Genomic DNA, 12,774 nt, shown 5'->3' with positions numbered 1-12,774 from the left:
TATGGTTTCAATAGAGCTAAAATATTCATTACGCATGTTACTGAAAAAGCCGTTGTTTACGGCGTTAACTGTGCTAATAGTTGCGATCGGCCTTGGCCTCACCGTTTACAGCTTTTCATTGCTAAACAACCTGGTTTTTAAACCTTTATATCTCAACAGTGAAACTGAAATTTTTGCTGTCGAGGGAGAATTTGACCATAGCCATTTATTCCGAACCCGTGTAGACCCATATCATGTTAATCAAGCGGTTGCACAGTCAGGCCTGTTTGAACAACACGGCTTTTACTCAAGAGGAACTACATTTATTGGGGGTGGTTCCAGCAAGCACAGTGCATTATTCACCGCTCAAAAAATGAATGCCAGTTACATAAGCTGGAATCTCGCAAGTTTTACCGGTATACAACCCCACTTTGGTCGTTTTCTAACAGCCGATGATTTTGCCGAAGGCGCTGAACCTGTCGTGGTACTGAGCTATCCGGTTTGGCAGAAATATTTTAATGCTGACCCAAACGTAATGAATCAACAACTGGCATTAGACGCTTTACCCGGACGTATTGTCGGTGTTATGCCACAAGGATTTTCTTTTCCGGATTATGCAGAAATTTGGCAGCCCTTAACTGAAGCGCTGGTTAACCCAACGAAGGCCTCTTACAACAGCTTATTTTCCTATGCAAAATTAAAAGCTGGCGTATCACTTGAGCAAGCTAAAACGGCCTTTGCTAATTTCAATAAAGAACTTGCCACCACGATAGAAGACGATTACCGATATCGTATCCCTAATAGTGGTGAATATTTACAAATCACACCATTTAAAAAAGCCAGTATCACCCAATACTACAATGTCTTTATCGCCCTTTTGTTAGTGGTATTTCTCATCTTGTTATTGGCATGTATCAATGTCAGCAATTTATTACTTGCCCGCGTAAATGAGCGTATTAAGGAAATTGCCATTCGTGTTGCCTTGGGTATTCCACGCAAAAAACTAATCATTCAGATGCTATGGGAAAGTGTTGTTATCTGTAGTTTGGGAGGAGCACTCGCACTGCTATTCGCGGCATATGGCATAGAATTGACCAATCAAATGTTTGAAGCAACCTTCGCCGTTAACCACGAAAAACCCTTTTGGTGGGCATTAACCATCGACAGTACCTGTATATTGATACTGATTGTTGCTGTGGCGGCAATGATTTTAACTACCGGCCTGATCCCGGCGATTAAGGCGTTGCAGAATGATTTTAACGCGGTAATTCGGGATGGAACTCGTGGGGCACTAGGTAAAAAAGCCGCCGCTTCGAGTAAATTGTTAGTGACTTCTGAAATCGCCCTTTCCTGTGTTGTCTTGGTGCTAGCGACGCTTTTACTGTCAACCGGCTACTTTGCCAGCATAGCAGACTATGGTGTTGAAACGGAGCAACGCCTGACAGCCGAATTACAACTTCCACCGGAGAAATACCAGTTACGCCGAGATACCGAGTTTGAACATCAGGATCGTGTCGCCCGTGCTCAACTTTTTTATAAGATCAAAGCTGCAATTGAAAATATGCCAAACTTTAAAGCGGTTGCCATGATGAGTCAGTTGCCAGGAACGGGAGAAGGTACAAGTTACTTTGAAATAGAAGGCAGAGCAGCTGAAGTATTTAATGAAAACCCTTATAGCAATAACGAAGTTATTGCCCGAGGCTCATGGCAAGCCTTAGGCATGCGGATAATTCAGGGGCGTGATTTTGATCACCGGGACGGTGAAGAAGATTTGTATAATATTATTATTAACGAATCAATTGCCCGCGATTTTTTCCCCGATGGTGACGCCGTTGGCAAGCGAGTGCGCCGTGTTCATCGTACTGGAGCAAGTGATACCTGGAATACAATTGTCGGTGTAGTTTCTGACAGCTATCATGGTTCTACCATGCGCTCTTCCAGCGCGTCATATAATTCCTATCATCCCAATGACAACATTGGTTTTATGAGCTTATCGATCGCCATTCATTATAGCGGAGATCAGGTAGAAGCCATTCGTACGCTTAACCAGGCAGTGGCAAATGTTGACCCGGACGTTGGTATTTTTCATGTGCAAAGCTATGACAACTTGATACGACAACCCGTCAAAATGCTATTATCGGTCACAAAAATATTCATGTTTTGTGGTATTGTTGCCGTCATTTTAGCGGCGAGTGGTATCTATGCCATGTCTGCGAACAGCATTATTCAACGCACACAGGAAATTGGCATCAGACGCGCCATCGGCATACCTGATAGAAAAATCATCCATATGTTTTTAAAACAGGCAGGCACTCAGCTCCTGATAGGTTTATCTGTCGGCGTTGCCTTGTCTGTTGCCATAGCAAATTATATATCTGACACCATTATCATCAATCCGGAAAGTTATGGTATTGCCCTGTTTGCTATTCCAACATTGATTTCTTTAATGGTTTTGTTAGCCACCATTATTCCAACCCAAAATGTTTTAAGGTTGGAACCTAGTGATGCTCTGCATTATGATTAGGGCGTGATAAGCTGTCAGTTGATACATGGCGAAGCACAACGATTGGCCGGAAAATGTATCAAATAAAGGCACAGCACATTCTAACAAGAATAACGGCGGTCGAATGACCGCCTGTTTTTAACGAAAATAAAAATAATTTTATGACTAATTTGCCTGCAAATATTTTAATTGCTGACGACGATTCCGATATTTTATCTGCCTTATCATTAGCGCTAAAAGGGAAACAATACCGGGTGACAACGGCCAGTACTCCCCATCAAGTGCTGACGTTATTGTCTCGCAAGCAATTCTGTTGTTTACTCATCGATTTAAACTACAGCCAGGACACCACATCAGGCAAGGAAGGTATTTCTCTGGTTCAATCAATACGTAAAATTGATAAACATGTCCCCATTATTGCAATTACCGGATATGGTAGTATTGATATTGCCGTATCGGCGATGCAGTCAGGAGCAAATGACTTTATTGAAAAGCCCTGGCGTAATAACCAGCTACTGACGAAAGTTGGGCAGCACACAGAACATGTAGCAACCCTAAGAAAAAATCAAAAACTGCTTCAGGAAAATCAGTTACTAAAACAACATAAACAAGTACCGCTTATCGCCCAGTCTCAAGCTATGCAAACGCTGCAAGAACAAATTAACCGTATCGCACTCAGTGATATGAATATTTTACTGACGGGAGAAAACGGTACTGGCAAATCATTATTGGCTTCTTATATTCATCAGCAATCTAAGCGTAACGATCACAGCTTTATTACAGTGAATATGGGCGGCATAAGCGAGAGTTTGTTTGAAAGCGAAATGTTTGGCCATGTAAAAGGCGCGTTTACCGATGCCAAAGAAGATAGAGTTGGCCGTTTTGAGCTGGCATCGCAAGGCACTTTATTCCTGGATGAAATAGCTAACATCAATATCAACCAACAAGCTAAGCTATTGCACGTACTGGAAGAGCGAAAATTTGAACGCGTCGGAAGTAATATTACGTTAGATAACGATGTACGCTTAATTTCCGCAACCAATGCAGACTTAACCGAGATGATCAATGATGGCCAGTTTCGCCAAGATTTACTGTATCGGCTAAACACCATCGAACTGCGTGTTCCACCACTAAGAGAAAGAACTGAAGACATCTTGCCATTGGCGGAGCACTTCCTGGAAAGATTATGCAATAAATACCATTTAGATAAAAAAGAATTAGCGCAGCAGGCTATTGAATTTATGCTGCTTTATCAGTGGCCAGGTAATATTCGAGAACTGCATCACACCATGGAGCGGTCAATATTTTTATCGAACAGTGAATACATAGAGTTGGCACACTTAAACTTACCAGGCGAGCAGACATTAGCTAGCAAAAACAGCCATGAACCTTCAGACTTAACATTAGAGCAAATTGAAAAAAGCGTGATCATTGAGCGATTACAACGATTTAACAATGATCCTTTACAAACCGCGCAATCTCTAGGCTTATCTCGAAGTGCCTATTACCGTCGGCTCGACAAATACCGATTAAACGTCTGCTAAATGAAAAACACGAACCGCCATGAGTCGTTTGAACGACAAATCACCAAAACCAGCCTTTATCTGTCGCTTGTGCCCGGTCTGCTGTTAGCGGTATTTCTTTATTTGGCAGAGATATCAATTTACTTAAAAATCATTATCTTTGTGTTTTGTAGTAGCGTACTCTTCATCGGCCATATATTTATCTGGCGCCGACTCAGCAATCAATTAAGAACGACCACCAATGTTATCGAATCATTAATTGTGGGAGACACTACATTAAGGCCTAATTCCGCGGTGAAAAGTGGCGCGCTAGCCGAACTCAATCAGGTGATCAATATCGCTGCAGAACAGCTGGCGGAACAAAGGCTGCTATCGAAAGAGCATCACATCGCGATGTCTAAAGTATTAGAGCATATCAATGTTGCGGTTATTTGTGTTGATCACAATGGCATCATCACCCTGCTTAACCCCAAAGCCGAACAGTTATTCCATCTTCAGGAAGAGATGATCGGCATGCCGATTGAAATGCTCGGGTTACAAAATAATGTGCTGGAGCAAAGATTTCAGCAGATTGTGACCTTAACGACGGATAAAATTCAAAAGCGTGTATTCTTGCAGAACGACAATTACCAGCTTAATGGCCAAAAGCATACCTTGTTATTCCTAAATGATGTACAGAAATTACTGCAAAATGAAGAGCGTGTCGCTTGGCAACGTTTGCTTCGTGTCCTTAGTCACGAGATAAACAACTCCCTGGCGCCAATATCCTCCATTGGTGAATCACTCACCAATATCCTAAATAATGAAACTGGCCAGTTCGAAGGTAAATCTGATATAAGCGATGGTCTCGCGATAATGACACAACGAGCACTCATGCTTAATAGTTTTATTAAAGAATACCAATCATTAACCCGACTGCCTGAACCGGAAAAATCAGTTTTTTCTTTAATGCAGCTGATAAAACAACAAGTATCCCTATTCCCCAAATTAACCGTTGATGCTAACGCGGTAGAGGATACGGATATCTACGCAGATCCAAATCAGATTGCTCAGGTAATCGTTAACTTGCTAAAAAACGCTCTGCAAGCAATGGAAGGCAATAAAAACCCGAAGGTGGCGATTACCCAGCAATTATCTGGAGAGTATTTACAACTCAATATCATCGATAACGGTAACGGTATCAGCAACCCCGACAACTTGTTCATACCTTTTTATACCACTAAAAAAGATGGTAGTGGTATAGGCTTGGTTTTAAGTAGGCAAATCATGTTTAATCATGGAGGAGATTTGTCTTTAATCAATAAGCCAACGAATGACGGTGCGATAGCAAGCATATTATTACCTTACATGCTTAAATCAAATTAAAAACATGAAATTAATCATAGGTAACAGCAGTCGTATTTTGTAAAATACCAACATGAAGCAAACTAAAAAGAAATTAGCAACCGCACAACGTCAGCACAATCGCTCACGCCCAAAAGCCGTTCACACTTCACGAAAGAAGCCGCCATATAGCAAAGCAGCCAAACATAATCAGTTAATCGTTTTGTTTAATAAGCCTTTCAATGTACTTAGCCAGTTTACCGATGATGAATCGTTAAAATCCCAACGTAAAACGTTAAAGGACTTTATTGCGATTCCTGATGTCTATGCTGCTGGCAGGTTGGATCGTGACAGCGAAGGTTTATTGCTATTAACCAATGACGGTAAATTGCAGCATCAACTGGCTACCCCAAAAAAGAAAACCGCTAAAACGTATTGGGTACAAGTTGAAGGTAGCCCGCTGGAAACTGACTTGGATAAATTACGTAAAGGCATTGATTTAAAAGACGGCCCAACAAAACCGGCCAAGGTAAAAATAATGGATGAACCAGATATTTGGCCTCGCACTCCGCCAATTAGAGAGCGCGCCAATATTCCCACCACCTGGCTAAGTATTAGTATTACCGAAGGAAGAAACCGGCAAGTTAGGCGGATGACCGCACATATCGGTTTTCCAACCTTAAGACTGATCCGTTATAGCATAGGCAATTATACCATTAATGGCATCGACAACGGTGCCTACAAAGAGGTTAACAATGATAACAACGGCTAACCCACACTCAGAACAACAATTTAAGCCTAATACTACAGTCGCTGTAGTCGTACATTGTCAGGGCAAGTTTTTATTAGTGGAAGAAATAGAAAATGGCGTACATGTTTTTAACCAGCCAGCGGGACACCTGGAAGCGAATGAAAACCTGCTAGCTGCCGCCAAAAGAGAACTACAGGAAGAAACAGGGCTGGAACTTACCCCCGACTATTGCAGCGGCATTTATTATTTTCACCGCCCGGAGCTTAACTTATATTTCCTACGTTTTTGCTTTGTTATTGAACTTAACGAGTTTCCTGATACCTGCCCGCAAGACGAAGAAATATTAGCCACACATTGGCTAACGTTAGCAGAAATTAACGCTAAAAAAGCACAATTACGTAGCACTATGGTACTTGATTGCATTAAAGATTATTTGAACGGTCAAAAAATTCACTTAACTTTATTCAAATCTAACCTTTAATCTCATAGCAGGTACTATATCCGGTTAATACTCCGTGCTATAATTTCGCGCCATTTTATTAAGACTCATAATTTTAAATGTCACCAAACGAGCAATTAGTAGTGAAAGATCCCAAAAATACCAAAGTTATCGTCGGTATGTCTGGTGGTGTCGATTCTTCTGTTTCTGCCCACTTGCTGATCCAACAAGGATATCAAGTCGAAGGCCTGTTTATGAAAAACTGGGAAGAAGACGATACCGATGAATACTGCGCCGCCGCTGAAGATTTAAAAGACGCCGAGCAGGTTTGTCAAAAGCTTGGTATCAAACTGCACACTATTAATTTTGCCACCGAATATTGGGACAATGTCTTTGAGTACTTTCTCGCCGAATATAAAGCAGGCAGAACCCCTAACCCTGACATCATGTGTAATAAAGAGATCAAGTTTAAAGCATTTTTAGAATTTGCTTGCGAAGATCTTGGCGCCGACTACATCGCGACTGGTCACTATGTCAAACGTGAATTTCGTGATGGCAAATGGACCATGCTGCGCGGTTTAGACAATAACAAAGACCAAAGCTACTTTTTATATACCTTAAGCCACGAGCAAATAGGTAACACATTGTTTCCGGTCGGTGATATTGAAAAACCACAAGTGCGCGCGATTGCTGAACAGGCAGATCTGGTGACAGCTAATAAAAAAGACAGTACCGGCATTTGTTTTATCGGCGAACGTAAGTTTAAGGACTTTTTGCAGCAATATTTACCGGCACAACCGGGTAAAATTGAATCTGCCGAAGGTGAAGTAATTGGTGAACATGATGGATTGATGTATCACACGTTAGGTCAGCGCAAAGGATTACGTATCGGTGGATTAGCCAATGCCGGCGAAGCCCCTTGGTATGTAGTAGATAAAGATCTTGATCGTAACGTGTTAATCGTCGGTCAAGGACATGATCACCCTCGGTTGTTTTCCAACGGTTTATATGGTGACCAATTACACTTAGTAAAACGTGAACCATTAACCGGGCCAATAAAATGTACAGTGAAAACCCGCTACCGTCAGCAAGATGTCAGTTGTACCTTAACTCCTGATAGTGACAACAGCGACGCGTTCACTGTCATGTTCGAGCAAGCGCAAAGCTCAGTCACACCTGGACAATCAGTGGTTTTTTATCAAGATGATGTCTGCTTAGGTGGCGGCATTATCAATACGCTTATTCGTTAAGTCTTCTTCAGGGTTTTATAATTTTTATGCAACAACTTAATGAACAAACGCTCACTTTAGCAGCTATCTGTCAGGTAGCAGAGCTAGTACAAAAGCTTGCGCGTCAAGGCCAGTCAAATGAGCAGGATTATACCAGTCTGCTTAACAGTATCATGGTTACGTCGCCAGATAATACCTTAGAGGTTTATGGTGGTGAACTCGCTAATTTATCGCTCGGTTTAAAAACATTAGTGACCCATTTAGGTAATCAGGCCAAACAAAAAGATCCTGAAATTACCCGTTATGTGGTCAGCCTGTTAAGTTTAGAACGACGATTAACCAAACAGCCGAAAAAACTCGCTGCCCTTGGCCAACGAATTGAACAATGCCAACGTCAATTGGCTCACTATGATATTAACAGTGAGACCTTAATTGCCAGCCTCGCCAGCATTTATAGCGATATTATCAGCCCGCTAGGGTCGCCAATACAAGTTGCCGGCAACCCGGAAATACTGAAACAATCAGGCAACCAGCATAAAATACGCGCCTTATTATTAGCCGGTATTCGTTCTGCTGTTTTATGGCGCCAAGTCGGCGGTAAAAGGCGAAACATATTATTTTCACGTTCAAAAATTGTTGAATGTGCCGAGCAATTGCTCAAACAGGTTTAATTTTTTACACAACTTTTTAATCGATAATTTGTAAGTTAACTCAATTAGGAACTTATTATGGAACTTTCAGCTTTAAGTGCAATTTCACCAGTCGATGGTCGTTACGGCAGTAAAGTCAAAGCGCTTCGCCCTATTTTCAGCGAATTTGGTTTAATCAAATACCGAGTCACGGTAGAAGTACGCTGGTTACAAAAATTAGCCGCAACCGCACAAATCCAAGAAGTTCCAGCATTTTCGGCCGACGCAAACGCGGTATTAGATGCCATAGTAGCAAACTTTAGTGAACAAGATGCCCTACGCATTAAAACCATTGAAGCGACCACTAACCATGACGTTAAAGCCGTAGAATATTTCTTAAAAGAACAAGTGGCTAATAATGAAGAATTAAATGCCGTCACTGAGTTTATTCACTTTGCCTGTACGTCTGAAGATATCAATAATCTGTCTCACGGTTTAATGCTAAAAGAATGTCGTGAACAAGTACTCTTACCGGTAATTGATGAGATTTTAGCGGAAATTAAAGCATTAGCGATTGAATATCAAGCCATCCCTATGATGTGTCGTACCCACGGTCAACCTGCGTCACCATCCACTATGGGTAAAGAATTTGCTAACGTTTATATTCGCTTAAAACGTCAACGCGAGCAAATTGCTAACATCGAATTTTTAGGTAAAATCAATGGCGCGGTTGGTAACTACAATGCACACCTTTCTGCTTACCCTGAAGTTAACTGGCACAACTTCTCTGAAGAATTTGTTACTTCATTAGGCTTAACCTGGAATGCCTTTACCACACAAATTGAGCCACACGATTATATCGCAGAATTATTTGATGCCGTTGCGCGATTAAACACAATTTTAATCGACTTTGACCGCGACGTTTGGGGCTATATCGCCTTAGGACACTTCAAGCAGAAAACGATTGCTGGTGAAATCGGTTCATCGACCATGCCACATAAAGTTAACCCGATTGATTTTGAAAACTCAGAAGGTAACTTAGGCATAGCTAACGCATTATTTAGCCACCTAGCACAAAAATTACCTGTATCTCGCTGGCAACGTGATTTAACTGACTCTACCGTATTACGTAATCTAGGTGTTGGTTTTGGACATTCATTAATCGCTTATGCTGCCACCTTAAAAGGCATTAGCAAATTACAAGTAAATGAAGAAAATTTACGTGCTGAATTAGATCAAAACTGGGAAGTACTCGCAGAACCGGTACAAACAGTAATGCGTCGTTACGGCATCGAAAAACCATACGAAAAATTAAAAGAATTAACCCGTGGTAAGCGTGTTAATGGCGATTCAATGCGTGAGTTTATCGACAATCTGGAATTACCAGAAGCGGCAAAAGCTTCATTACGTGAAATGACACCAGCAAGCTACATAGGCCGCGCTGTATCATTTATTGCCGAATTAGACTAATGCCTAAATGACAAGTAAATTTTAAAAGGAACCAAGAGGTTCCTTTTTATTTGCCTAAACTGATGGAAGATAACATGACATTTGCAATTAACTGGGGGGACTTAACTCCCGAGCAGTTCTTAACAGAATACTGGCAAAAAAAACCTCTCCTTATTAAGAGTGCTCTGCCAGGGTTTCAGGGCACAATTGAAGCCGATGAGTTAGCCGGACTTGCGATGGAGCAGGAAATTGAATCTCGTATCGTTGCACAAGACGAACAACAACAATGGCAAGTCAGTCATGGGCCGTTTGAAAGTTTTGAGCAATTTGGTGAGCAAAACTGGACCTTATTAGTACAGGCTGTCAATAACTGGTCACGGCAAACTAACGATTTAATTTCATTAATTGATTTTATTCCTCGCTGGCGCATCGATGATGTAATGGTCAGCTTTTCAACACCTAATGGTGGTGTCGGTCCACATTTGGATCAATACGATGTCTTTATTTTACAAGGTAAAGGAAAACGTCGCTGGCAAGTCGGTTTACCTGATACTACCTTAGCAACCCAATTGCCGCACCCAGATTTAAAACAGGTCAGTGATTTTACCCCTATCATTGATGAGATCACAGAAGCTGGCGATTTGCTTTACATTCCCCCCAATCATCCGCATAACGGTGTGTCGATTGAAAATTCATTAAATTTTTCTATTGGCTTTCAAGCACCATCAAGCCAGGATTTATGGTCGGGATTTGCTGATCAGCTAATCGATAATAATATTGGTGAACAGCGTTTTGGTGATCAACAGCGCCAAACAACTAACGAGCCAGAAATACTGGCATCGGATGATATTGCGGCCTTAAAGTCTTTTATGCTGGCAGAAGTGAATAATGAACAATTATTTCCGCAATTTATCGCCCGCTACCTGACACAAAGTCATCATGCGCTAGAGTTACTGATCCCAATGGAGCCATTTACCGATGAACAGGTCGCCGGTTTTACTGAAGATGACAGCATTCAATTTCTGCCAGTTTCAGGCATCAAAGCATTGATCTGTGACCAGCCAGATAAAAACCTTTTTATTAACGGCGATAAATTCCAACTAACTGATGAAACAGAAGAATTAGGAAAATTACTTGCAGGAAGCGCCCCTTTGACCACAAAGCAGGCAAAAAGTTTCATGGATAGTTTGAAAAATAACCAGTTGTTAACTAGAGTTTTAAATAAGGGATACTGGTATATAGATTAGAGCGATGTCGTTTAGTATTTGTCGAGTTCAGTGGGAGCAAGCCGCTCCCCTGCTCAAAGATGTCAGAGAAAAAGTATTTGTCTGCGAATGGCGCATTCCTAAAAAGGTTGAGTTTGATAAAAAGGATCGCTATGCCTATCACATGCTGGTCTGTGATGATGTCACTCAAGAACCGGTAGCAACTGGCAGGATCCTCTCCACGGGTGAAATTTCTCGCATCGCAGTATTAATGTCCTATCGTAAACATAATGTCGATCACAAGGTAATGCAGGGATTATTATCGATTGCCAAAGATATCGACTTAAACGAAGTATTTATCTATAGTCCGCTCGAATCTGTTGAATACTTTAGAAAGTTTAATTTTATCAGTGCCGGTGCTGTATTTATGGAAGCAGGCATGCCACGGCAACGTATGGTATGTTCAGTCGACAGTATCAAACAAGCCAACTATTACCTCACACATTAACGCACTATTCTAATAAATATCCCATCCATTAGACCTGTATAAATTTAGCAACAAACACGCAAATAATTGGTCGGTTTTTTTTAATTTCCAAGCTAGCTATCCCCTATTCTTAATGCTATTGTGCGCACCAAGAAATATTACAACATAAACTACATTATTAATTCTAACCACGGAGAAAACGCAGTGGCATTTTTCGATTTAGTAGATTTCGACGATCATGAACAAGTTGTATTTTGTAGCGATGAAAAGACTGGCTTAAAAGCAATTATTGCCGTTCACAGTACCACACTCGGTCCCGCAGCTGGAGGCTGTCGTTTTTGGAACTATGCTAGTGATGAAGCTGCATTAACCGATGTTCTGCGCCTTTCTCGCGGCATGACTTATAAAAATGCAATGGCAGGATTAAAACTAGGTGGCGGTAAAGCAGTCATTATCGGCGATCCTAAATCGATTAAATCAGAAGAATTATTTAAGGCGTTTGGTCATTCAGTGAACAACCTTAATGGTCGTTATTATACTGCCGAAGATGTCAATATCACCACTACTGATATGGCAACCGTTAATCAGGTAACTGATTTCGTCGCTGGCCTGGATGGTAAAAGTGGTAACCCTGCACCATTTACCGCATTAGGTACTTTTTTAGGCATTAAAGCTGCGGTTAAGTTCAAACTAGGTAAAGACGATTTAACCGGTATTAAAGTCGCGGTACAAGGTCTTGGCAGTGTCGGTTATAATCTTTGTGAAAAATTACATGCAGCTGGTGCTGAGCTAGTAGTGACTGATATTAATCAAGAAGCACTGGACAAAGCTGCAACAGAGTTTAATGCCAAAGTAGTAGGCCTTGATGAAATATACTCACAAGACGTAGATGTATTTTCTCCTTGTGCGCTAGGCGCATCGATTAATGACGATACCATAGATCAACTCAAAGCATCGATTATTGCTGGTTGTGCGAACAATCAATTGGCACAAAACAAACACGACCAGCTGTTAAAAGATAGAGGTATTTTATACGTGCCAGACTACGTTATTAACGCTGGCGGTATTATTAATGTCTCATTAGAAATTTACCCTGAACCTTATTGTGCAGAAGAAGCGACGCGTTTAGTAGAAAAAATCTACGACACCTTAATGACGGTATTTGAAAACGCAGCCAAACAAGATAAGCCAACAGGCGTTGTTGCCGATGAAATGGCACGGGAGATTATTGCTAACGCTGGCAAATAACGCCAAATA

Annotated in this window: 11 protein-coding genes; all 11 read left to right on the top strand. The window is 41.3% G+C overall.

The window, feature by feature from the left end; translation table 11 throughout:
• The first annotated feature begins 1 nt into the window (after window position 1).
• Window positions 2–2,503 (top strand): FtsX-like permease family protein, encoded by a 2,502-nt coding sequence (locus QQK06_RS17955; RefSeq protein ID WP_284246181.1) that lies wholly within the window; start codon window positions 2–4, stop codon window positions 2,501–2,503.
• Window positions 2,504–2,643: 140 nt separating this feature from the next.
• Entirely contained in the window at window positions 2,644–4,026 is a 1,383-nt protein-coding gene (locus QQK06_RS17950; RefSeq protein WP_284246180.1) for a sigma-54-dependent transcriptional regulator, read from the top strand.
• Window positions 4,027–5,370 carry a sensor histidine kinase gene (locus tag QQK06_RS17945; RefSeq protein WP_284246178.1) on the top strand — a complete coding sequence of 448 codons (1,344 nt, stop codon included), beginning with the start codon at window positions 4,027–4,029 and terminating at the stop codon, window positions 5,368–5,370.
• 52 nt (window positions 5,371–5,422) lie between these two features.
• Window positions 5,423–6,100: a pseudouridine synthase gene (locus QQK06_RS17940; protein ID WP_284246177.1), complete on the top strand. Its 678-nt coding sequence runs from the start codon at window positions 5,423–5,425 to the stop codon at window positions 6,098–6,100.
• Complete coding sequence (locus QQK06_RS17935) at window positions 6,084–6,560, top strand: NUDIX hydrolase (RefSeq protein WP_284246176.1); 477 nt, start codon at window positions 6,084–6,086, stop codon at window positions 6,558–6,560. The genes QQK06_RS17940 and QQK06_RS17935 overlap by 17 nt, the downstream gene beginning before the upstream one ends.
• 77 nt (window positions 6,561–6,637) lie before the next feature.
• The gene (mnmA, locus tag QQK06_RS17930; RefSeq protein WP_284246175.1) at window positions 6,638–7,768 is read left to right on the top strand and encodes a tRNA 2-thiouridine(34) synthase MnmA; all 1,131 of its coding nucleotides are present in this window, start codon (window positions 6,638–6,640) and stop codon (window positions 7,766–7,768) included.
• 26 nt (window positions 7,769–7,794) lie between these two features.
• The gene (gene hflD / locus QQK06_RS17925) at window positions 7,795–8,418 is read left to right on the top strand and encodes a high frequency lysogenization protein HflD (protein WP_284246174.1); all 624 of its coding nucleotides are present in this window, start codon (window positions 7,795–7,797) and stop codon (window positions 8,416–8,418) included.
• A 57-nt stretch (window positions 8,419–8,475) separates the two neighbouring features.
• Window positions 8,476–9,846 carry an adenylosuccinate lyase gene (gene purB / locus QQK06_RS17920; RefSeq protein WP_284246173.1) on the top strand — a complete coding sequence of 457 codons (1,371 nt, stop codon included), beginning with the start codon at window positions 8,476–8,478 and terminating at the stop codon, window positions 9,844–9,846.
• Between the two features lie 74 nt (window positions 9,847–9,920).
• Complete coding sequence (locus QQK06_RS17915) at window positions 9,921–11,072, top strand: cupin domain-containing protein (RefSeq protein ID WP_284246172.1); 1,152 nt, start codon at window positions 9,921–9,923, stop codon at window positions 11,070–11,072.
• Between the two features lie 4 nt (window positions 11,073–11,076).
• Window positions 11,077–11,538, top strand: coding sequence for a GNAT family N-acetyltransferase (locus QQK06_RS17910; RefSeq protein WP_284246171.1), 462 nt, complete (start codon window positions 11,077–11,079; stop codon window positions 11,536–11,538).
• A 183-nt stretch (window positions 11,539–11,721) separates the two neighbouring features.
• Window positions 11,722–12,765: a Leu/Phe/Val dehydrogenase gene (locus QQK06_RS17905; protein ID WP_284246170.1), complete on the top strand. Its 1,044-nt coding sequence runs from the start codon at window positions 11,722–11,724 to the stop codon at window positions 12,763–12,765.
• Window positions 12,766–12,774: the final 9 nt, after the last annotated feature.

It is taken from the genome of Thalassotalea insulae (genome assembly GCF_030161395.1).
GTDB classification, from domain to species: domain Bacteria; phylum Pseudomonadota; class Gammaproteobacteria; order Enterobacterales; family Alteromonadaceae; genus Thalassotalea_E; species Thalassotalea_E insulae.
This window is presented reverse-complemented; position numbering and strand designations above follow the sequence as displayed.